This window comes from Amycolatopsis thermalba (assembly GCF_003385215.1).
GTDB classification, from domain to species: Bacteria; Actinomycetota; Actinomycetes; order Mycobacteriales; family Pseudonocardiaceae; genus Amycolatopsis_E; species Amycolatopsis_E thermalba.
Genome location: NZ_PQHW01000022.1, coordinates 1 through 20,792, shown reverse-complemented (window position 1 = coordinate 20,792; position 20,792 = coordinate 1). Strand labels below are relative to the sequence as shown.

General features: G+C 72.0%; 19 protein-coding genes. 6 read left to right on the top strand and 13 right to left on the bottom strand.

Annotated elements, in window-relative coordinates; genetic code table 11:
* Window positions 1-87: 87 nt before the first annotated feature.
* From D0D15_RS11985 to D0D15_RS11970, 4 genes are all read right to left on the bottom strand, one after another.
* Complete coding sequence (locus D0D15_RS11985) at window positions 88-765, bottom strand: DUF2306 domain-containing protein (RefSeq protein WP_094004524.1); 678 nt, start codon at window positions 763-765, stop codon at window positions 88-90.
* Window positions 766-835: 70 nt separating this feature from the next.
* Entirely contained in the window at window positions 836-2,281 is a 1,446-nt protein-coding gene (locus tag D0D15_RS11980) for a PH domain-containing protein (RefSeq protein ID WP_115944432.1), read from the bottom strand.
* Window positions 2,278-2,769, bottom strand: a complete 492-nt coding sequence (locus tag D0D15_RS11975) for a PH domain-containing protein (protein WP_233157148.1) — start codon at window positions 2,767-2,769, stop codon at window positions 2,278-2,280. The genes D0D15_RS11980 and D0D15_RS11975 overlap by 4 nt, the downstream gene beginning before the upstream one ends.
* A 16-nt stretch (window positions 2,770-2,785) precedes the next feature.
* Window positions 2,786-3,142 carry an ArsR/SmtB family transcription factor gene (locus D0D15_RS11970; RefSeq protein ID WP_094004527.1) on the bottom strand — a complete coding sequence of 119 codons (357 nt, stop codon included), beginning with the start codon at window positions 3,140-3,142 and terminating at the stop codon, window positions 2,786-2,788.
* A gap of 71 nt (window positions 3,143-3,213) precedes the next feature.
* Between D0D15_RS11970 and D0D15_RS11965 the strand changes: the two genes are divergently transcribed.
* Window positions 3,214-5,013 (top strand): heavy metal translocating P-type ATPase, encoded by a 1,800-nt coding sequence (locus tag D0D15_RS11965; protein ID WP_094004543.1) that lies wholly within the window; start codon window positions 3,214-3,216, stop codon window positions 5,011-5,013.
* Between the two features lie 4 nt (window positions 5,014-5,017).
* Here D0D15_RS11965 and D0D15_RS11960 read toward each other — a convergent pair whose 3' ends face one another.
* Together D0D15_RS11960 and D0D15_RS11955 are read right to left on the bottom strand one after the other, a co-directional pair.
* The gene (locus tag D0D15_RS11960; RefSeq protein ID WP_094004528.1) at window positions 5,018-5,584 is read right to left on the bottom strand and encodes a TetR/AcrR family transcriptional regulator; all 567 of its coding nucleotides are present in this window, start codon (window positions 5,582-5,584) and stop codon (window positions 5,018-5,020) included.
* Window positions 5,557-6,366, bottom strand: a complete 810-nt coding sequence (locus tag D0D15_RS11955) for an SGNH/GDSL hydrolase family protein (protein ID WP_094004529.1) — start codon at window positions 6,364-6,366, stop codon at window positions 5,557-5,559. The genes D0D15_RS11960 and D0D15_RS11955 overlap by 28 nt, the downstream gene beginning before the upstream one ends.
* 234 nt (window positions 6,367-6,600) lie before the next feature.
* Between D0D15_RS11955 and D0D15_RS11950 the strand changes: the two genes are divergently transcribed.
* Together D0D15_RS11950 and D0D15_RS11945 are read left to right on the top strand one after the other, a co-directional pair.
* The gene (locus D0D15_RS11950) at window positions 6,601-7,005 is read left to right on the top strand and encodes an SDR family NAD(P)-dependent oxidoreductase (protein ID WP_233157149.1); all 405 of its coding nucleotides are present in this window, start codon (window positions 6,601-6,603) and stop codon (window positions 7,003-7,005) included.
* Window positions 6,999-7,892, top strand: a complete 894-nt coding sequence (locus tag D0D15_RS11945) for a sigma factor (protein WP_240325150.1) — start codon at window positions 6,999-7,001, stop codon at window positions 7,890-7,892. The genes D0D15_RS11950 and D0D15_RS11945 overlap by 7 nt, the downstream gene beginning before the upstream one ends.
* 94 nt (window positions 7,893-7,986) lie before the next feature.
* Here D0D15_RS11945 and D0D15_RS11940 read toward each other — a convergent pair whose 3' ends face one another.
* From D0D15_RS11940 to D0D15_RS11920, 5 genes are all read right to left on the bottom strand, one after another.
* Window positions 7,987-9,561, bottom strand: coding sequence for a beta-N-acetylhexosaminidase (locus tag D0D15_RS11940; RefSeq protein WP_094004530.1), 1,575 nt, complete (start codon window positions 9,559-9,561; stop codon window positions 7,987-7,989).
* Between the two features lie 241 nt (window positions 9,562-9,802).
* Window positions 9,803-11,716 carry a propionyl-CoA synthetase gene (locus D0D15_RS11935; protein WP_094004531.1) on the bottom strand — a complete coding sequence of 638 codons (1,914 nt, stop codon included), beginning with the start codon at window positions 11,714-11,716 and terminating at the stop codon, window positions 9,803-9,805.
* A 1,003-nt stretch (window positions 11,717-12,719) separates the two neighbouring features.
* Window positions 12,720-13,082 carry a hypothetical protein gene (locus tag D0D15_RS11930; RefSeq protein ID WP_094004544.1) on the bottom strand — a complete coding sequence of 121 codons (363 nt, stop codon included), beginning with the start codon at window positions 13,080-13,082 and terminating at the stop codon, window positions 12,720-12,722.
* A gap of 4 nt (window positions 13,083-13,086) precedes the next feature.
* The gene (locus D0D15_RS11925) at window positions 13,087-14,805 is read right to left on the bottom strand and encodes a hypothetical protein (RefSeq protein ID WP_094004545.1); all 1,719 of its coding nucleotides are present in this window, start codon (window positions 14,803-14,805) and stop codon (window positions 13,087-13,089) included.
* Window positions 14,802-15,473, bottom strand: coding sequence for a hypothetical protein (locus D0D15_RS11920; RefSeq protein ID WP_233157154.1), 672 nt, complete (start codon window positions 15,471-15,473; stop codon window positions 14,802-14,804). Before D0D15_RS11920 ends, D0D15_RS11925 begins: the two co-directional genes overlap by 4 nt.
* Window positions 15,474-15,565: 92 nt before the next feature.
* Here D0D15_RS11920 and D0D15_RS11915 point away from each other — a divergent pair, with 92 nt between their 5' ends.
* Window positions 15,566-16,072 carry a hypothetical protein gene (locus D0D15_RS11915; protein ID WP_094004546.1) on the top strand — a complete coding sequence of 169 codons (507 nt, stop codon included), beginning with the start codon at window positions 15,566-15,568 and terminating at the stop codon, window positions 16,070-16,072.
* A gap of 120 nt (window positions 16,073-16,192) precedes the next feature.
* Window positions 16,193-17,917: a serine/threonine-protein kinase gene (locus D0D15_RS11910; RefSeq protein WP_115944431.1), complete on the top strand. Its 1,725-nt coding sequence runs from the start codon at window positions 16,193-16,195 to the stop codon at window positions 17,915-17,917.
* Between the two features lie 189 nt (window positions 17,918-18,106).
* Here D0D15_RS11910 and D0D15_RS37560 read toward each other — a convergent pair whose 3' ends face one another.
* Both D0D15_RS37560 and D0D15_RS11900 read right to left on the bottom strand, forming a co-directional pair.
* Window positions 18,107-18,229, bottom strand: coding sequence for a hypothetical protein (locus D0D15_RS37560; protein ID WP_255407863.1), 123 nt, complete (start codon window positions 18,227-18,229; stop codon window positions 18,107-18,109).
* On the bottom strand, window positions 18,226-19,773 hold the full coding sequence (locus tag D0D15_RS11900) for a dolichyl-phosphate-mannose--protein mannosyltransferase (RefSeq protein WP_094004548.1): 1,548 nt from the start codon (window positions 19,771-19,773) through the stop codon (window positions 18,226-18,228). Before D0D15_RS11900 ends, D0D15_RS37560 begins: the two co-directional genes overlap by 4 nt.
* Window positions 19,774-19,837: 64 nt before the next feature.
* Between D0D15_RS11900 and rsmI the strand changes: the two genes are divergently transcribed.
* Window positions 19,838-20,665, top strand: a complete 828-nt coding sequence (gene rsmI / locus D0D15_RS11895) for a 16S rRNA (cytidine(1402)-2'-O)-methyltransferase (RefSeq protein WP_162830557.1) — start codon at window positions 19,838-19,840, stop codon at window positions 20,663-20,665.
* Window positions 20,666-20,792: the final 127 nt, after the last annotated feature.

Sequence of the window (20,792 nt, the reverse complement as noted above, 5' to 3'; positions counted from 1 at the left end):
GCCGATTCTGCCAGTTGATCGAGACCGGGTCCGGCGAGTGGCGGTTTCGGCGTCGAGTGGGACCCGCGAGCCGGCAAGGGCCCGCGATCACGCCGCCGCGGCCATCTCCCTCGGCGGTACGCGGTGCTTGGTGCGGCGGTGGCGCGTGTGCTGCAGCCACCACTCCGCGATCAGCAGGTTCACCACCCAGCTCAGCCACGTCCCGACGCCGATCGCCTGCTCCAGCGCCGCCGTGTCGGACGGGTCGGGCACGAAGGCGATCGTGCACACCGTGGTCCACAGGCGGTTCACCACGATCGAGAAGCACAACGCGAAGCTGCGGACCATCCACTCGCGATGCTGCGGATACCGGCGCCGGCGCGCCATCACGTAACCCGTCACCGTCGTGCCCAGCCACAGCAGCGCCAGCATCGTGTTCGCCGCGCGCTGGTTCAGCCCGAACGCTCCCAGCGGCGCCACGACGAGCGCCGCGAGCCCGGCGGGGATGGCCGCGGACACGTAGATCCGCCCGCTCCACCGGTGCACCCGCGGGTGTTGCCGGCGCAGCCACGGCCACAGCTGCAACACCGCGGTCACCAGCACCACCGTGCCCAGGAGGATGTGCGTCACCAGCAGCGGGTAGTGGAACCACGTGTCCGCACGCGTCGGCACGCGCGATTTCGCCGGGTCCAGCCCGAGGTAGGGCGGCAACGCGTAGGCGAGGAAGGCGACGGTGACGAGCCCGAGTCCGACGAGCGGCGGGCGGATCCGCGTCGAAGCAGTCATGCCGCCAGTTTTCGCCCGCACGGCACCGAAAACACTGCGGTCCACCGCCCGATCGGCGGTCGGGCCGGCCCTACCGCCGGATGAGGAACGGTTCCAGCAGACCGGGTTCGGCGGCGTCGGCGAGGGCGATGGCTTCGGCCGCCGGGATGTCCACGCCGGTGTAGTGCTGGCGGCCCGCGGCGGTGGTCGCCGTCAGTGAGATCAGCCCGGCGCGCCGCTGGAAGAACGACCGGTGGAACACCCAGCCGATCACCCCCTCGGTCGACAGCACCTGCCGCCGCCGCACCAGGCTGCCCTGCCGGAACACCAGCTTGCCGCCCATCAGCGCGTGCCCCAGGTTGCGGTAGCGGTCCTCGGCCCGCAGCGCGCCGGCCGGGAACAGCACCAGCGCGACCTGCCACGGCCACGCCGGCCAGTCCGCGAGCCACCACAGCAGCACGAGCAACCCGGTGACGGCGGCGGCGAACAGGAACGCCCGCGTGTAGCGCCGCAGGTGGGCCCGCGGACCGTGCCGGACCAGCTCGGCGGAGGCCACCGCCGGGTCCTCCAGCACGTCGCCCGCCACGCGGTGCGCCACCGCGCGCGGTGCGGGCGGCAGCAGCACGGAACTGCTGTGCTCACCGCGCAACCCGGTCGTGATCGCCGAGCAGCGGGCACCGCGGGCGGCCCGCAGCAGCAGCGGCTCGCTGATCTCGGCCCCGCGCAGGCGGCGCAGCTCGATCGTCGTCTGACGGGTGGTCAGCAGGCCGCGCGTCACACGCAGCGTGCCTTCGCCGCGGGCGAGCCGGAAGTTCCAGAACGCCAGGACGTAGGCGATCACCGACAGCACGGACACCAGCACCGCGGTCAGCACCACGAGCCCGGCCACGATGACCCACACCGGCGCCGAGGCGACCTGGCCGAGGAACGACTGCAGCACCCCGAAGTCGTCCTCGTCGATCTGCACCTCGTTGAACAGGTTCGCAAGGGACCCGGCCACGACACCGATCGCGGCGATCCCGGACAGCGTGAACGGCCCGAACCGCACCCACGACAGCTGCAGCTCGGCCAGCACGTCGACCAGGCCCGTGGACTGCTCGGTGCGCCGGTGCAGCAGCTCTTCGCGCAGCCGGGCGGCGTCCGCGGTCGCCAGGGAGTCCAGCGTGACACCCATCGCGCCCTGCCAGTCACCGCGGCCGGTGCCGATCACGACCCGGCTCAGCCCGAGGATCCGTTGCAGCGGCCGGGAAGTCAGGTCGACGGTGCGGATCCGGTCCCGCGGCACGGACAGTTCCTTGCGGCTGAGCAGCCCGCGCCGCACGCGCACGTGCTCGGCGGTGATCTGGTAGGTCGTGGTGAACCAGCGCAGCAGCCCGGCCGCGATCGCCAGGCCGAGGCCGACGAGGCTCCAGATCTGCCCCTGGCTGCCGCGGCCGATGAACAGCACGCCGATCAGCACCGGCAGCAGCCGCACGACCTCCTGCACCGGGTGGACCGCGAGCATGCGGGCGCTGAGCCGGTGCCAGTCCTCGCTCACGTCGCGTCTCCCGGCGTGGCCTGCGTGAGCGTGGCGAGTTCCTGGGTCAGGCGTTGCGCGACCTCGTAGTCCAGGCCGTGGATCTGGACCGGGCCGCGCGCCGATGCCGTGGTGACGGTCAGGTTCGCCAGCCCGAACAGCCGCTCCAACGGGCCGCGCTCGGTGTCGACGGTCTGGATCCGGGAGACCGGCGCGATGCGGCGCTCCTGGTCGATCCAGCCGGACTGGGTGTAGACGACCTGGGGCGTGGTCTCCCAGCGGTGCACGCGGAAGCGCCACTGCGGCATGACGGCGAGGTGCGCGACCGCCAGCACCCCGGCCACGATGAGTGCCACGACCAGCGGGAACCAGCCGGTCAGCGCGAGCCACACACCACCGCCGGCGAGCACGACGACCCAGCCGATCGCCGCGCGCGTGGCCCAGAACAGCACGGCCTTCCGGCTGACCAGGTTCGCGGGCGGGCGCAGATCCACCACGGGCGTTGTCACGCCACCACTGTGCCAGTCAGGCGGTCGTGCTGTCCGGAACTCCGAGGCGGAGGTGCTCGATGTGGTAGACGGCCTCGTCGAGCAGCTGGGCGACGTGGTTGTCGTAGAGGCTGTAGACGATGCTGCGGCCCGAGCGCTGCCCGGTGACCAGGCCGAGGTTGCGCAGCAGCCGGAGCTGGTGGCTCACCGCCGACTGCTCCATCCCGACCGCCTCGGCCAGCTCGCCGACCGCGCACGGCCCCTGCCGCAACCGGGTCAGCATCAGCAGCCGGCTCGGCGTGGCCAGCGCCTGCAAGGTCGCGGCGACGGTCACCGCGCTCTGCGCGTCCAGCGACGCTGCCGGCCTGTCCTTGCCGTTGACTCCGTGACCCACGAGACGATTCTAGTCGAAGAACACATGTAGACGTCTTCATGTGTTCCGGTATGCTGCGGCCTGTGGTTCAGGTGATCGGCCAAGCGGCCCCCATCCGTCCGGTACGCCGGCTGCTGCTGCCCGAGGTGCGCTGGGCGCTGGCCGCCCTGGTGCTGTTCCTGGCCGGTCTCGCGGCCGACCTCGGCGGCGGCCCCTGGTGGCTGTACTGGACCCTCTACCTGGGCTGTTACGCGGCCGGCGGGTGGGAACCGCTGCTGGCGGGGCTGCGGGCCCTGCGCGAGCGGACGCTGGACGTGGACCTGCTGATGGTCGTCGCGGCGGTGGGCGCGGCGTCGATCGGGCAGGTGCTCGACGGCGGCCTGCTGATCGTCATCTTCGCGACCTCCGGCGCGCTGGAGGCCGTCGCGACGCAGCGGACCGCGGATTCGGTGCGCAGCCTGCTCGACCTGACCGGGGAGGCCGACAGCTACCAGGCCGGCGACGAGTTCGTGGTCCGGCCCGGGGAGCGCATCGGCGGGGACGGCGTCGTGCTGGACGGCGCGAGCGAGGTGGACCAGTCGTCGATCACCGGTGAGTCGATGCCGGTGCCCAAGGCCGCCGGCGACGAGGTGTTCGCCGGCACGCTGAACGGAACCGGGGTGCTGCGGGTCCGGGTCACGCGGGACTCGTCGGACACGGTGCTGGCGCGGATCGTCGCGATGGTCGAGGAGGCGTCCGCGACCAAGGCGAAGACGCAGCTGTTCATCGAGAAGATCGAGCAGCGCTACTCGGTCTGCGTGGTGGTGGCGACCCTGGCGTTGTTCCTGGTCCCGCTGGCCTTTGGGGCCGGGCTGCGGGAGACGCTGCTGCGCGCGATGACGTTCATGATCGTCGCGTCGCCGTGCGCGGTGGTGCTGGCGACCATGCCGCCGCTGCTGTCGGCCATCGCGAACGCCGGGCGCCACGGTGTGCTGGTCAAGTCGGCCGTGGTGCTGGAGCGGCTCGGTACGACGGAGCGGGTGGCGTTCGACAAGACCGGAACCTTGACCGAGGGTTCGCCGCGCGTTGTCGAGGTCCGTCCACTGAGTATGTCCGAAGAGGACGTTCTGCGGTACGCGGCCGGTGCGGAGCAGTCGAGCGAGCACCCGCTCGGCCGGGCGATCGTGGCGGCCGCGGACCGGGTGCCGGTGGCACGGGACTTCCGCGCGGAGCCCGGCCGGGGCGTGCACGCGGTGGTCGACGGGCGGCAGGTGTTCGTGGGCCGGGACGACAGCGATGCGGTGCGCGAGGTCGAGGCCGGTGGGCGGACCGCGGTGCTGGTCCGGGTCGACGGCGAACCGGCCGGGGTGCTCGGGCTGGCCGACCGCGTGCGCCCGGACGCCCGTGCCGCGGTGGCCGCGCTGGCCGGGACGTCGCCCGTGCTGCTGACCGGGGACAACGCCCGTGCCGCGGCGCGGGTGGCGGCCGAGGTGGGCATCACCGACGTGCGGGCCGGGCTGCTGCCGCAGGACAAGGTCGCGGCCGTCCGCGAACTGGGCGAGCGGGTGCTGGTGGTCGGTGACGGGGTCAACGACGCGCCCGCGCTGGCCGCGGCGCACACCGGCATCGCCATGGGACGGGCCGGCTCGGACCTGGCGCTGGAGACGGCGGACGCGGTGGTCGTGCGGGACGAGCTGACGGCGATCCCCGCGGTCGTCGCGCTGGCCCGCCGCGCGCGCCGGCTCGTGCTGGCCAACCTCGCGATCGCGGGCGGGTTCATCGTCGGGCTCGTGCTGTGGGACCTGTTCGGTGAGCTGCCGCTGCCGCTCGGGGTCGCCGGCCACGAGGGCTCGACCGTGCTGGTGGCGCTGAACGGCCTGCGACTGCTGCGCGAGAAGGCCTGGCGCGGTTGACGCGTCAGGGGCGTAGATAGGTGTTGAGCGTGACGGCCAGCGTCTGCTCCACGTCTGACGACTCCGCCGCCGACGGGAGCCCGCCGCGCAGCCACAGCGCGGCCAGCCCGTGCAGGGACGCCCACAGCGACGCGGCCAGCGGGCGCGACGCGGTGCCCTGCCGCCAGCCGCCCGCCTGGGCCCGGGTGACGAGGTCCAGGAACTGCTCGAACACCGCGTTGGAGAGCCGGGCCAGCTCGGGTTCGCGCACGTCGATCAGGTCGGGCCGGAACATCAGCTCGAACATCGCCGGATTCGCCAGCGCGAAGTCGAGGTAGCGGCGGCACGCGGTCAGCAGCCGTTGCTGCGGGTTGTCGTCGGGCAGGTCGGCCGCGCGGGCGTGCAGCTCCGCGAACCCGGACGCGGCGACCGCGGCGAGCAGTTCGGCCCGCCCGGCGAAGTGCCGCAGGGGTGCGCCGTGCGAGACACCGGCTTCGCGCGCGATCCGCCGCAGGGTGACGGCCTCGACACCCTCGTTCGTCAGAACGGCGATCGCGCTGTCGATCAGGCGCTGCCGGGGATCGTTTTCCACGACGCCAGCTCGTCGGCGATGACGGGGAGCAGGTCGGGGCGCTTGGGCGCGAAACCGTCGCCCGGGGAGCGGCCGGTGAACCAGTTGCGGGTGCGCGTGACCATCACCGGCAGGACCTCCCGCCACACCCAGCCGGCGTGCGCGCGCAGGCCCGGGCGCAGCGGTTCGCCGGGCAGGGGTTCCAGCCAGGCCGGGTCGTAGTCGACGCCCAGGTTCGTGAGCAGGTGCGCGGCCAGGCGGCGGTGGCCGTACTCCGAGAGGTGCAGCCGGTCCGGGCCGAAGTAACGCAGGTCGTGCACGGCCTCCTCGCCCCACAGGTCCACCACCCGGGCGCCGTGCTTGGCCGCGGAGGTGTGGATGGCCTCGTTGAGGGCTTCCAGCCGGTGCCGGATGCGCAGCAGGCCCGGGACGCGGCTGGAGACGTCGCTGAGCGTGAAGACGACCACGGTGGGTGCCGCGCGGGTGAGCATGCGGATCGCCGCGTCCACCCGCTTCGCGACGATCTCGGCGCGGTAGGTGCGGGTCATGACGTCGTTGGCGCCGCCGAAGAGGGTGACCAGGTCGGGCTTGAGGTCCAGGGCCGCGGGGATCTGCTCGACGATGATCTGGTCCAGGCGACGGCCGCGGACGGCGAGGTTGGCGTACCGGAAGGAGGGGTCGTGCCGGGCGAGCGTCGCCGCGGCCAGGTCGGCCCAGCCGCGGTAGATGTTGGTCCCCGGGTAGGGGTCGTGCAGGCCTTCCGCGCAGCTGTCGCCGAGGACCACGAACCTCTGATAGCCCATTCAGCTCTCCGACATCCGATGTTCACCTGGTAGACACTGTCTATCAAGATTTGTAGACGGTGTCTACTGGGTACCTGGCGGCTCTCGGCAAGACCGGTCCTGATCGGTGCCCGGGATCGCGGCGCTGGACGGCAGGCAGCAGGGGACCGTCGCCATCACCGGTTCCGGGCAGGTCACCCCGAAGACGCGCACGACCAGATCCCCAGCTCGGTCGACCTCGGCGTGGTCCGCGCGGTGTTCGAGACCAACGTCTCCGGCGTGATCGCGGTGACCAACGCGATGCTGCCGCTGCTGCGGCGGTCACCGGCGCCGCGGATCGTGAACGTCAGCAGTCACGAGGCCTCGCTGACTTTGAACAGCGACCTGGACGGCCCCTTCTCGGCGCTGCTGCCGTCGGCGGCGTACAGCCCGTCCAAGCCCGCCCTGTGTGCGCTGACCGTGCAGTACGCCAAGGAGCTGCGCGAGGACGGGGTCCTGGTCAACGCGGTCGCTCCTGGTTTCGTCGACACGGACAGCAACAACCACACCGGGTTCCAGACGGTCGCGCAGGGCTCCGCGGTCGTGGTGCGGCCGGCCACGCTCGGCCCGGACGGGCCGACGGCCGGGTTCTTCGCCGAGGACGGCCCGGTGCCGTGGTGAACCGCGCCGAGGCGTTCGAGGAGCTGCGGCCGTCGCTGTTCTCCATCGCCTACCGCCTGCTGGGCAGCGTGAGCGACGCCGAGGACGCGGTCCAGGACGCGTGGCTGCGTTTCGCGGCCTCCTCGACGCGGCCGGATTCGCTCAACGCGTTCCCGTCGGCCACGGTGAGCCGCATCGCGATCGACGTGCTGCGGTCGGCGCGCGTCCGGCGGGAGGAGTACGTCGGGCCGTGGTTCCCCGAGCCGCTGCTGGCCGATCCGTACCAGGACCCACAGCGCTCGGCGGAGCCGGCCGACTCGTTGTCCATGGCGGCCCTGCTGCTGCTCGAACGGCTCAGTCCGCTGGAGCGGGCGGTCTTCGTGCTGCGGGAGGTGTTCGGGTGCGGTTTCCCCGAGATCGCCTCCGCGGTGGGACGTTCGGAGGCGGCGTGGCGGCACGTGGACGCGGTCCGGCCGCGGTTCGAGGCCGGCCGGGCCAAGCGCGAGGAGCTCGCCGGCCGGTTCCTGGACGCCTTCCGGAGCGGCGACGTCGGTGCATTGACCAAGCTGCTGGCCGCGGACGTCCAGCTGGTCGGCGGCAAGGCTCCGCAGTGGGCCTCGCGGTTCACGGCGCCGGGGCGGTGGCCGGGGTGCTCGCCAAGCTCATGCCGCCGTCCGCCCGGATCGGCTGCCAGGTGTCGCAGCATGCGCAGGGCGGACCATACGTCGGCGATCGGGGCCAGGTGTGTGAGCTTCTCCGGGTTCTTCACGGTGCGGATCGTCTGGATCAGTCCGTCCACGATGTCCGACGTCCAGACGCTGATGAGCCCGCCGTCCCGAGCACGGAAAATCGCACCCGGCTGGCCGTTCACCGGGTCGGCAAGCGGCACCGGAGCCCCGCGGCGTTAGCCACCTGCCACCTGCCCCTCGGCACCCCAGCCGGCCGGAGCAGCCGCCCCCACGGGGCCCGACGCGGCCGAACCGCGCCGGGCCCACGTCCGCGCTACCGCCAGTCCACCTGCGGCGAGCGGTAGAAGTCGATGCCCTGGACCTCCCACCGCGGCGCCTGCTTCGCCAGCCGCTCGCGGTAGCCGTTCCAGTCGTGGGTCGACTTCGGCGACCACCCGATCTCCGCGATGCCGGGCAGCCGCGGGAAGGCCATGAACTCGATGTCGTCGCTGTCGGTCAGCGTCTCCGACCACAACGGCGCCTCGACGCCCGCGATCGACGTCTCACCCACGCCCTGCACCGCCGTCGACGGGTCCCAGTCGTAGGCGTCGGCGACCTCGACGTACCCGGCCCAGTGCAGGCCGAGCGGGCTGTTCTCGTGGTACTTCATGTCGAGGTAGGCCTTGTTCGCCGGGGACATCACGATCTTGTTGCCCGCCGCGGCGGCCGCGGCCGTGGCGGCGTCCACCCCGTCGGTGTCCCAGAACTGCGGCACCGCGGACACCGGCAACCCGGCCTTCGCGATCTCGTGCCAGCCCTGCACCAGCTTGCCGTGCTTGGCGACGATCGGGAGCACCTCGCCCATGAACTTCTGGTAGTCCTCCGGCGTCGTGGCATGGGCCTCGTCCCCGCCGATGTGCAGGTACCGCCCCGGCGTCAGCGCGGCCAGCTCGCCGATCACGTCGTCGAGGAACTCGTAGGTGATGTCCTTGTCGACGCACAGCGAGCTGAACCCGACCTCGATGCCGGTGTAGAGCGGCGGAGCCACGCCGTCGCAGTTCAGCTCCGCGTACGACGCCAGCGCGGCGTTGGTGTGGCCCGGCATGTCGATCTCCGGGATCACCGTGATGTGCCGGGACGCGGCGTAGGCCACCAGGTCCTGGTACTGCTCCTGCGTGTAGTACCCGCCCGGGCCGCCGCCGACCTCGGTGCTGCCGCCGTACGTCGCCAGGCGCGGCCAGCTCTTGATCTCGATCCGCCAGCCCTGGTCGTCCGCCAGGTGCAGGTGCAGCCGGTTGATCTTGTACTGCGCGATCTGGTCGATGTACCGCTTGACCTCATCGACCGCGAAGAAGTGCCGCGCCACGTCGAGCATCGCTCCGCGATACGCGAACCGGGGGTAGTCCACGATCCTGCCGCCCGGCACGACCCACGGGCCGCGCGCGACCTGCCGCGATTCGACCTGCGCGGGCAGCAGCTGGCGCAGCGTCTGCACCCCCGCGAACAGCCCGTCACTGCTGTTCGCGCGGACGGTGACGCCCTTCTTCGTCACCGTGAGCTGGTAGCCCTGGTCGCCGACCTGCGCGGTAGGGCCCAGCTCGAGGGCGATGGACGGCGCCGAGGTGCGCTCGACGACCGGCAGGCGATAACCGGTCGACGGGCGGAGCAGGCCGGCGAGGTAGTCGGCGACCTGCCGGGCGTCGCGGCCGGCTTCGATCGCGGTGGCGGGGGTCAGCCGGAAGTCGGCCCTGGGATCGGCTTTCGCCGACACCGGAACGGGTATCACGTCCGCCAGGGCACGCGTGGCCGGCTGGTTCGCGGCGGCGGGCTCGCTGGCGAGGGCGGGCTGGGTGAGGGCGGTCAGCACGAGCGCGGTGGCGCCGAGCAGGCCGGCCAGGGATCTGCGCATGGTCACTCTCCGCGGGGATCGGGAGCGGGTCTCTTAAAGGTATAGACCAGTGCTTCCGCCCGCGCAATGCTCCAGTCGCCGTCGCACTGCTCCGGCCGGGTGAATCGCCGCGTTCGACTCGATCGGGTGGCGATTTCCCGGCCGGAGCGTGCTTTCTGTCGGTGCCCGGGTCTAACTTGTCGGTATGAACATCAACTCGTTGCCGAACGTCGTCAACCGTCTCAAGTGGACACTGTGTCGCTCAGCTCTCGCGCAGGATCGCGCGCAGGCTGTCGAGCACCGAGGGGTCCTCGATCGTCGAGGGCACCGGCTCGTCACGGCCTTCCGCGAGTCCGCGCATGGTCTTGCGCAGGATCTTGCCCGATCGCGTCTTCGGCAACGCGTCCACAATAGACACCTGACGGAACGCCGCCACCGGGCCGATGTCGCGCCGGACGGCGGCGATCAGCTCCGCCTTCAACGTCTCCTCGTCGATGTCCACACCGGACTTGAGCACCACCAGCCCGCGCGGCAGCTGGCCCTTGAGCGAATCGTGCACGCCGATCACCGCGCACTCGGCCACCGCGGGGTGCGCCGCCAGCACGGCTTCCATCGAGCCGGTCGACAACCGGTGCCCGGCCACGTTGATGACGTCGTCGGTGCGGCCCATGACGAACAGGTACCCGTCCTCGTCGAAGTAGCCCGAGTCGCCGGTGAGGTAGTAGCCCTCGTAACGCGACAGGTACGCCTCCACGTAGCGCTCGTCATCGTCCCACAGCGTCGGCAGCGTGCCCGGGGGCATCGGCAGCTTGATGCAGATCGCCCCCTCCTGCCCGGCAGGCAGCGGATTGCCGGCCTGATCGAGGATCCGCACGTCGTAGCCCGGCACCGGCACGGTCGCCGAGCCCGGCTTCACCGGCATCGGCTCCAGGCCGCGCGGGTTGGCCGCGATCGGCCAGCCGGTCTCGGTCTGCCACCAGTGGTCGATCACCGGCACGCCCAGCTTGTCCGAGGCCCAGTTCAGGGTTTCCGGGTCGAGCCGCTCCCCGGCCATGAACAGGGTGCGGAACGCGGACAGGTCGTACTTCGCCAGCTCCGTCGCGTCCGGGTCCACCCGCTTGATCGCCCGCAGCGCGGTCGGCGCGGTGAACAGGGCCTTCGCCTTGTGCTCGCTGATGACGCGCCAGAACGCGCCGGCGTCCGGGGTGCCGACCGGCTTGCCCTCGTACATCACGGTCGTCGCGCCGATCAGCAGTGGCGCGTACACGATGTAGGAGTGGCCGACCACCCAGCCGACGTCGGAGGCGGTCCACCAGATGTCGCCCGGCTGGATGTCGTAGACCGCGTTCATCGAGTACGCCAGTGCGACGGCGTGCCCGCCGGCGTCACGCACGACGCCCTTCGGCTTCCCGGTCGTGCCAGAGGTGTAGAGGATGTAGAGCGGATCGGTCGCCGCCACCGGCACCGGGTCCGCGGGGCTCGCGTCGGCGACCAGCTGCTGCCAGTCGACGTCCCGTTCGCCGAGCGTCGCCTGGGCCGCGTCGCGCTGCAGCACCACGATCCGGTCCGGCTGGTGTTCGGTCGTGGCGAGCGCCTCGTCGATGATCGGCTTGTACTCGACCACCCGGTTCGGTTCGATGCCGCAGGACGCCGCGACGATCACTTTGGGCTTGGCGTCCTCGATGCGCGCGGCCAGCTCCTTGGGCGCGAACCCGCCGAACACCACCGAGTGCACGGCGCCGATCCGCGCGCACGCCAGCATCGCCACGGCCGCTTCGGGCACCATCGGCAGGTAGACGATCACCCGGTCGCCCTTGCCGACCCCGAGCGAGCGCAGCGCCCCGGCGAACCGGGCGACCTCGTCGCGCAGCTGGGTGTAGGTGAAGGTGCGCTTGCCGCCGGTCACCGGCGAGTCCCAGATCAACGCCGGCTGCTCGCCGCGGCCGCGCTCCACGTGCCGGTCCAGGGCGTTGTAGGCGGTGTTCAGCTCCCCGTCCGGAAACCAGCGGAACAGCGGGGCGTTCGACGAGTCCAGCGCTTGGGACGGTTCGCGCGTCCAGTCGATCGCCTTGGCGGCGGCCAGCCAGAACCCCTCCGGATCGGTCAGGCTGCGCTGGTGTTCCTCCGCGTGACGGCCCATGGGGCAGACCTCCTCGTCGTCGAGCTCGTGCCCCACATCATGGCTCAAAACGCCCCCGATGACCCGCCGCGTCCAGAGCACGCTCCGGCCACCGGTCCCCACCAACCCCACTGGCAAGCCCTGCGGCGAACTGCAGCAATCCGCGAGCCCGCACTCGCCCTCCTCCACACTCACCTGTGGCCGGCCTTGGCCCTCCTCCCACACCCGCTTGTGGCCGGTCTCGCCCTCGTCTCGCACTCACCTGTGGCCGCTCGCCCGCGACACCCCATCTCGACCACTGGCCGCCCCGCCTCGGCAAGCTCGCCCAGCAACCGCCGCCCGTTCCCAGTCAGCCGGACGTCATGGCGAGACCCGCACGAGCCCCCCCGCCCTGCCAACCGCACCGATGTCCATGCCCCGAGGCCGCCCGTCCACCCCATCGGCAAGCCGCTCGGCAGGCTGAAGCTATTCGCGAGCCCGGCCTCGCTCTCCTCCCACACCCGCTTGTGGCCGGTCTCGCCCTCGTCTCGCACTCACCTGTGGCCGCTCGCCCGCGACACCCCGTCTCCACCGCCGTCGATGCCCCCTACGACCATCCGCCGACCGCGCCAGCACCGACGTCCATGCCCCCTACGGCCCACCCGCCGGCCACACCCGACGGAGCTGGAGCTTCTGCGGCTACCTGGAGACCGTCCGCCGGGCCAAGCGCACATCGCGGGGAGCCCGGACATGCCCGCCTCGACTGTGCGTCAAGCCCTGGTGCGCCATGGGATGCCCGGCCGGAACGCCTCACCGGGACGCCGATCCGCCGCGGGGAGCGGCCGGGTGAGCTGACGCAGGTTGACGTGACAAGGCTCTTGCCGTTCTCGGCGCGGACGCCTCTGACGGCCGGATCCGCGACGAGGCGGGCTCGCCCGGTCCCCGTCCAGACCCAGTACACAGGTCGCACGCCACTCGATGGCGGCTCTGCGCGCCCATGCACCACCCGGCGCCGCAAGCCGTCATCTGCGGCATCGCCCACGCGAGGCGGATGCGGCGCACCCCAGCGCCCGGCGACGGCTCAGAAAGCCCCGATGAGCCCGGAGATGTGCCCGCCGATCTGCGCGACCGTCCCGCTCACCTCGGACGCCTGGGACAGCAGGTTCTTGACCTTCTCCCACCGGGTCCGCACGACCTCGGGCTCCACGTCGTCGGCGGTTTCCGGGTCCTGCGCCTTGTGTGCGTCCGCCAGCAGGCCGGCGAGGTTGCGATCCAGCGCCTTCCGGTCTTCGACCTCCAGCGCGGCGGTCTGGGCACGCAGCTGCTCGAGCAGGGCGACGAGCGGTGCCTGCTGCTGGTTGATGTTCGCACCGCTCATCGATCCGCTGTTCGTCCCGGTGTTGATCGGGCCGAAGTTGCCGCCGCCGATGTTGATGCCGGTCATGCCGTCAATCTCCCTTGGCCGGTGCCGACTGGACGTTCGCGCCGTCCATGGAGCCGCTGTTCGCGCCGGTGTTGATCGGCGCGTAGTTGTCGCCGTGGATGGTGATCTCCTTGTGGATCACCGTCGCGGCCTGCCGTTCGAAGCTCGCCGGCGAGTAACCGCAGTCGCGCAGGATGCGGCTGATCGCCGGCATCAGCCTGCTGTGCAGGATCTTCTCGTAGCGTTCGACGTCGACCAGCTGGAAATAGCTGTCCACCTCGTCGGCGGCGGCCATCTCGCGCAGCGTGCGCAGCGAACCGTAGGCGTCGGGGTTGATCAGGCCGCGATCCTGCCGCAGCGGCTGGATCCACTCCAGCGTGTGCCGGGCGCGGCCCCACACCGTCACCGGCAGCCGCGCCAGCCGCAGCAGCGCCTGCCCGATCGGGGCGATCACGCCGGAGGGCAGCTTGTCCACCGCCCGGTAGCGGTCCCGCACCGGCGGGAGCACGCACGGCGTCCACTCCAGGTACAGGGTGCTGGCGTCGGCGGCCGCGTGCAGGAAGCTGGACATCACCAGGTCCCGGTCCCACGTCTCGACCTGGAAGCACAAGTAGTAGCGGGCCCACTCACGCGGCTGCTGCCGCAGCGCGGTGACCTCGCCCGGCGGCAGGTGCCGTTCCGGCGCGCTGTCCAAGCCGCGCAGGTAGACGACCGACTCCGGCTGGTTCACGTGGTCGATCAGCTCGGCGGAGGAGGCGAACACGGCCTCCCGGATCGACAGCTCGCGCAACCGGCGGTCCGGCGACAGCGACTCGCTCTCCTGCAACACCGCCATCGCCGCGCGGACCCGCTCGTACAGCAGCGGCGTGGTCAGCTCGTCGAAGGGCGAACCGTCCGGCTTGCGGTCCTCCGGCAGCCGTTCCAGCGGCAGCGCCATCGACCACGATTCGCGGTGCAGACCCGCGCCGACGAACGGGTTGTACCCGCGGTGCACGAACAGCGGGACCGTGCCCTGCGGGGTCTGCTCGGCGTCGCGATAGCGGTGCAGCTGCCGCAGAAACCGCGGCGGGCACAGACCGAGCAGCGGGCGCTCGGCGGTGAACGGGTCGGCCGGCGGCCGGTTGCGGGCCCGGTAGCCGAACCGGTCGACGAGCAGCGAACGCACGACCAGCCGGTCGGTCACCAGGATCGCGAGCATCAGCACGACCAGCGCGATCGAGACGTAGAACCAGGCCTCTTCGTCGCCGGGCGGCGGGCCGTAGTAGTCGCTGTAGTAGCCGCCGGTGAAGTCCTCGGTCGTCTCGGGATCGATCGTGCCGATCAGGTACAGCAGCAGGCCGGCCAGTGTGAACGCGCCGAGCACCGCGACGACCGCGGCCTTGAGCGCGACGTTGATCGCCGTGCGCCAGATCGACGGGATCACCAGGACCACCGCGAGCGCGAGCCACGCGAAGAGCAACAGGCTCGGGCCCGAGGCCCAGACGAACAGGCCGAACAGCACCGCGAGGATGCCGTCCCGGAGCTTGCGGCGGCCACGCGACGCGATCGCCTCGACCAGCACGCGTGCCGGGTCGAAGCCGGGTGAGTGCGGCAGCGGGCGGGTCGGCTCGGTGAGGAACTCGCGGATCGCGTTGTCGGCGTAGCCGGAGTCGAGGTGCGCGGCGGCGCACAGGTACCGCGTCGTGTCGTCCTGGGGCCGTACCTGGGGCGGGACGGTCCAGGCGGTGATCGTCGTTTCGCTCACGGGATCGCGTTCTCCGTCATGGCGGCCAGGATCGGGACCATCGCGGGCCAGTCGGCGACCTTCGACGAGGCGTACACGAAGTACTCGGTGCCGGACGCGCGCCAGTACTCGGCCTTGACGTGCCGTCTGCCCTCCGGCGCGGTCCACTCGAACTCCCAGACGATCGCCTCGTACCCGCGCAGGGTCGTCTGGGTGAGTTCGATGCGCGAGTAGGCGGGCCGGGCCGCGGCGAAGTTGCGTTCGGCCTCGAGGTGGGCCTCCAGGATCGAGACGTTCGGGACGGCCGAACCGCCGTAGCGGACGTAGCGGGAGCTGTCGGCGGGATCGGTGGCCTGGACGCTGCCCGCGGACTGGGTGGGTGCGACGGTCCAGCCCTCCGGGATCACCGTGCGGATGGCGGCCGGGCCGGTCACCTCGCTCACCGGTGGGGCCGAGCTGGTGGTCGTGGTTGTGGTGGTCGTCGTGGCGCGGCGGCTGCTCGACGTGCGGGTGCTGGTGGTCGTCGTGGCCGGGCTGGTCGTGGCGACGGCCAGGTCGGTGTCGCCGCGGGTGCCGTCGTCGCGGACCAGCAACAGCGCCGTGCCCACGGCGCCGAGGACGACGAGGTTCGCCACACCCGCGAGCAGCGCCACGCGCGCCGAGGTCGGCTGGCCCCCAGGAGGCGGCATCGATGTCCCCTCAGTCAACCGCTCGTGCAGAAGTGAGCACTGAGGGTAGCATTGGGCGCCCCGCCCGGGTTACTCCTTTCAGGAGATTCGCCGTGACCGAACAGACCGACCCGATGACCGCTGTTCAAGTGCTTGAGCAGCAGCTCGCCGCCGCTCCCGCGGACCCCGACCTCCGCCTGCGGCTCGCGCTGGCACTCGAAGCGTTGACCGTGTCCGCACGGAGTGTGACCAGAGAGGGGATGCCCGTCGTCACCTCGGCACGCCAGCGCGACTTGTGCGCGTGGGCGGCCCGCCGGATCCTCGAACTGAACGTGCCCGACGCCCGCCTCACCACCGGCGCGCAGGGTCTGCTGGCCGAGCTGGAGGCGGGACGACGGTGGGTGTGGCTCGGCCAGGGGCAGTTCGCGATCGCCGCGGTCGTCGCGCTGGGCCTCGCCGCGGTCGTGCTGGGCGGGCTGACCGGCGTCATCGCCGTCGTCGTGGCCGGTGCGGTGGTCAGCAGTGCCCTGCTGGCGGTGCTGGTCCTGCGATTCCGGCGGGAGCGGTGGCGCGTCGAGGCGGAGCGGCTGGCCCCGGTGATCTGGCGGCCGGGGATCTGAGGACCCTCACTCCGCAGGGTGGCCGGAACCCGACCGCAACCCGCCCGCCCCCTGCCGCGTCCAAGGTGCGAATAGGGTGGAAGACCGGAAGACGACCCCGAACACGAAGGGACCCGGGCGGTGAACGCGTTCGCGGACTGGCTGCTGTCCCTCGCGCATGCCCTGTTCAACCCGGGCTTTTGCCCCGGCGACTGGGTGTGGGCAACGGTGGCCGCGGGGGCGTTGACCGCCCTGTTCCCGGTGGCCGGCGCGGTCCTCGTCGCGCTCATGCGGAAGTTCACCGGCAACCGGTACGACACCGGCACGATCGCCGCCATCGGCGTGATCGCGTTCGTGTTCTCGTTCGGGCTGCCGTGGATGGCCTTCAACGGCATCTCGGGCATCTACCGGGCCGCCGCCGAGGGCACGTCGTCGCTGTCGAAGGCCGACCTGGCCACGCTGAACCGCGAGTACTGCTCGTTCATCGGCACCCAGAGCGACTACCTGGGCGGCGGGCAGAACGTCTTCGAAACGATCTTCTACCCGTCCGGCAACGTCCTCGCCTACGGCTACTACCTGGGCGCGCTCGTCGGACTGCCGGTGGTCGCGCTGCTGTTCATGATCCTGCAGGCCCGCACGGCGATGCGGCGCGGTCCGAAGTGGCCGGGCCGTCTGCTGTGGGCCGGGTTCGTGCTGTTCGTGGTCTTCTCGGTGGGTGTCTCGGCCAACGCGGGCGTGTTCCTGTGGCTCGGGTTCCTGCCGATCGCCATGCTCGGGATCATCCCGATCGCGCTGGTCGGGCCGCCGTCGTGGTCGGTCATCAACAAACCGGAGCGGCCGCGCCCGGAGCCGCGGCGCGAGCCTCCAGCAGAGGTGCCGCCACCGCCTCCGCCGCCGCAGCAGCTGCCCAAGCAGTACGCGCCGACCGCGGTCGCGCCGGCCGCGCAGGAGCTCGCCGCGGCGCCCGGCCCGGTTCCGGTGCCGCCGGGGTCGACGGCCAACGGCGGCGGCCGGTACCGGCGGATCAAGCGTCTCGGTCACGGCGGGTTCGGCACGGTGTGGCAGGCGGTGGACAACCAGCTGGGTCGCACGGTCGCGCTGAAGATCGCGCACGCGCCGGACCGGGACACCGAGGAGCGCATGCGCCGCGAGGCGCGGGCGCTCGCCATGGTGAACCACCCGAACTGCGTGCGGGTCTACGACCTGATCGAGGAGCCGGACGGGCTCGCGCTGGTCATGGAGTACCTGGAGGGCCAGTCGCTGGCCACCGCGGTGGACACGATGGGCCCGCTCGACGACATCGCGGCGGGCCGCCTGTGGGCGACGATGGCCGGCGCGCTGGCCGCGGCGCACGAGAAGGGTGTGCTGCACCGCGACGTGAAGCCGTCGAACGTGATCCTGGACCCGCAGGGCATGCCGCACCTGATCGACTTCGGCATCGCCCGCAGCCGCGGCGACTCGACGATGACCGCGACCGGGATGATGATCGGCACCCCGGACTTCGTGGCGCCGGAGCAGGCGGCGGGCGCGGCGGCCTCCCCGGCGTCCGACGCGTGGCAGCTGGCGGCCACCGTGAGCTACGCGTTGTCCGGCTACCCGCCGCGAGGCACCCGCGAGACGCCGATGGCCGCCCTGATGGCGGCGGCCCGCGCGGAGCCCGTCTCGAAGCTGCCGCAGCGCTCCGCGCACGCCCGGCTGCTGATCGCGTCGCTCGACAACGAACCCCGCCGCCGCCCGACGCTGCACACGGTGGTCCGGGAGGTGGAGGGCTTCCTGTCGAGGTCCGGCAAGTCGATGGACGGCCCGGTGACGCGCATAGTGCCCCGCCAGGGCGGCACCACCCGGGCGATGCCGCCCCGTCGCTGACGCGCCGCGCCGGCCAGAGCGGGTTGGGGTCGTGGTCTAGGCGAGTCGTTGAGGGGGCCGTGGCGCGGATCGTGCCGCGTCTGGGGCGGTACCTGGGCGGTGCTCCCGTGGTCCGCGCCGCCGCGGTACCACCCGGGCACGCGCCACCGCGACAACCTCGGCCGCAGCCGACATCGGCGACCCGGCCGGTCACCAGCTCGGCGAACGCGCCCAGCCCACCGCGGTCGCCGCGAAACGGGGGCCTGCGAACTCGGCGTAGTCCTCCGCGGCCCGGTCGGACGACTCCCGCGCGCGGTCCACGTGCCCGGTCATCGCCAGGACGGTAGCCAGAGTTCCGCCTGCCAGCGGGCGTTGCTGATCGGGTCGCCGTTCAGGATCGGCCACAGCCACGCGAAGTTCGCCACCACCAGGCCGGCGTACAGGGCCACCACCAGCAGCCCCGTCCCGCGGCGTTCGAACCCACGCCGCGCGCTGCCCAGGATCTGGCCCAGCGCGAGCGTCAGCCCGAGCACCAGGAACGGCGCCATCGGCGTGGCGTAGAAGAAGTACATCTGCCGGTCGATGTTGGTGAACCACGGCAGGAACCCGGCGAGGTACCCGACCAGCACCGCGGCGTAGCGCCAGTCGAACCGGAACAGCCACCGCCACAGGCCCCAGGCGAGCATCGGGAACGCCAGCCACCACATCGCGGGCGTGCCGATCAGCATCGTCGCCCGGATGCAGTCCGACGCGCCGCACGTGCCGTTGCCCGACTCGTAGTAGTAGAGCATCGGACGCAGCCCCATCGGCCACGTCCACGGCTTCGACTCCCACGGGTGCGGGTCGTTCTTCGGCGTGACCAGGCTTTCGTGGAAGTGCAGCACGTTCATCGAGTAGTCGCCCAGCGACCGCAGCGCCGGCGGCACCCAGCTCCAGAACCCGGGGTCGATGCCCTGCATCTCGACGTAGTGCCGGTCGGTGCCGGACTCGCTCGCGAACCACGCCCACCAGCTCGCCAGGTACAGCAGCGCGGGGACGGCGACGATCGCCCACAGCGCGGGCAGCACGTCCCGGCGCAGCGTCCCCGCCCACGGCCGCGGCACGCCCGCCGCCCGGCGCGCGGCCACGTCGAACCCGACGCACAACAGCCCGAAGAACGCCATGTAGTACAGGCCAGACCACTTCACCGCGAACGTCAGGCCCAGGCACACCCCGGCCGCGAACCGCCACCAGCGGAAACCCAGCCGCGGACCCCACGGCGACTCGTCCGCCCAGCCTTCGGCGACCGCCACCGCCAGCCGCCGTCGCACCTGGTCGCGGTCGCACAGCAGGCAGGCGAACGCGGACAGCGCGAACAGGGCGATGAAGATGTCCAGCATGCCCATCCGGGCCTGCAGGAACAGCACGCCGTCGCAGATGACCAGGATCCCGGCGATCCCGCCGAGCAGCGTCGAGCGGGTCAGCCGCCGCGCGATGCGGATCGTCAGCAGCACGATGATCGTGCCGGCCAGCGCGGCGCTGAACCGCCAGCCCCAGCCGTTGTAGCCGAACATCCACTCGCCGAGCGCGATGAGCTGCTTCGCCAGCGGCGGGTGCACCACCAGTTCGTAGCCGGCGTTGTCCTCGAACCAGCCGTTGCGCAGCATCTGCCACGCCTGCGGCACGTAGTGCTTCTCGTCGAAGACCGGGGTGCCCTTGTCGGTGGGGACGCCGAGGTTCTGGAAGCGGGTGACCGCCGCGACCAGCGTCAGGACGATCGTGACCACCCAGCCGCGCAGCCGGTCGCCGGGCATCGGCCGTCCGAGCAGGGTGGCGGCACGGTCCGTCGGCGGGCGGAGGTGGTCCACCTGGTCCGGTCGGGTCAGCAGAGCGGTCACGGGGGTGATCCTAGGGACCCACGGGTGAACTCGGAGTTCCCGCGCGGCTAATAGGGTGAAGGCCATGCCGCTCGTCCTCGCCGCGACCCCCCTCGGTGACTCCCGCGACGCTTCGCCGCGACTGGTCACCGCACTGGCCGAGGCGGACGTGATCGCCGCCGAAGACACCCGGCGGCTGCGGTCGCTGGCCACCGCGCTGGACGTGACCCCGCGCGGGCGGGTGGTCAGCTTCTACGAGGACGTCGAAACGTCCCGCCTGCCGAAGCTGCTGGAGGCGCTGCGGGCGGGGGAGACGGTCGTGCTGGTCACCGACGCCGGCATGCCCAGCGTGTCCGACCCGGGATATCGGTTGGTAGCGGCGTGTGTGGCGGAGGATCTGCCGGTCACCTGTCTGCCCGGCCCGTCGGCGGTGACGACCGCGCTGGCGCTGTCCGGGCTGCCCAGCGACCGGTTCTGCTTCGAGGGGTTCGCGCCGCGCAAGCCGGGTGAGAAGGGGCGCTGGTTCCGGGAGCTGGCGCACGAGCCGCGGACGGTCGTGTTCTTCGAGTCGCCGCACCGGCTGGCCGCGACGCTGGCGGAGGCCGCCGCGGCCCTGGGCGACGAGCGGCGGGCGGCGGTGTGCCGGGAGCTGACGAAGACGTACGAGGAGGTCCGGCGCGGGACGCTGCCGGAGCTGGCCGCGTGGGCGGCCGAGGGTGTGCGCGGCGAGATCACCGTGGTGCTGGAGGGCGCCCGGCCGCGGGCGGTGTCGGTGACGGACCTGGTGGCCGAGGTCTCGGCCCGCGTGGCGGCCGGCGAGCGGCTGAAGTCGGCGGCGGCGGAGGTCGCCGAGGCGGCGGGGGTGTCGAAGAAGGAGCTGTACGACGCGGTGCTGGCAGCGCGGCGCGCGTGAGCGGTGGTCCGGGGGCTGGTCAGGGGTTGAGGCCGTGAGTGGTGGTTGGGCTGCCGGTGCGGGTTGGGGCCGTTGGCGGCGCGCATGAGCGGTGGTCCGGGGGCTGGTGAGGGGTTGAGGCCGTGAG

Excerpts from the sequence above, each read along its gene's own strand:
- D0D15_RS11985 (WP_094004524.1), bottom strand. The coding sequence starts at position 765 with ATGACTGCTTCGACGCGGATCCGCCCGCCGCTCGTCGGACTCGGGCTC.
- D0D15_RS11955 (WP_094004529.1), bottom strand. The coding sequence starts at position 6,366 with ATGGGCTATCAGAGGTTCGTGGTCCTCGGCGACAGCTGCGCGGAAGGC.
- D0D15_RS11940 (WP_094004530.1), bottom strand. The coding sequence starts at position 9,561 with ATGCGCAGATCCCTGGCCGGCCTGCTCGGCGCCACCGCGCTCGTGCTG.
- D0D15_RS11930 (WP_094004544.1), bottom strand. The coding sequence starts at position 13,082 with ATGACCGGCATCAACATCGGCGGCGGCAACTTCGGCCCGATCAACACC.
- D0D15_RS11920 (WP_233157154.1), bottom strand. The coding sequence starts at position 15,473 with ATGCCGCCTCCTGGGGGCCAGCCGACCTCGGCGCGCGTGGCGCTGCTC.
- D0D15_RS37560 (WP_255407863.1), bottom strand. The coding sequence starts at position 18,229 with ATGACCGGGCACGTGGACCGCGCGCGGGAGTCGTCCGACCGGGCCGCG.
- rsmI (WP_162830557.1), top strand. The coding sequence starts at position 19,838 with ATGCCGCTCGTCCTCGCCGCGACCCCCCTCGGTGACTCCCGCGACGCT.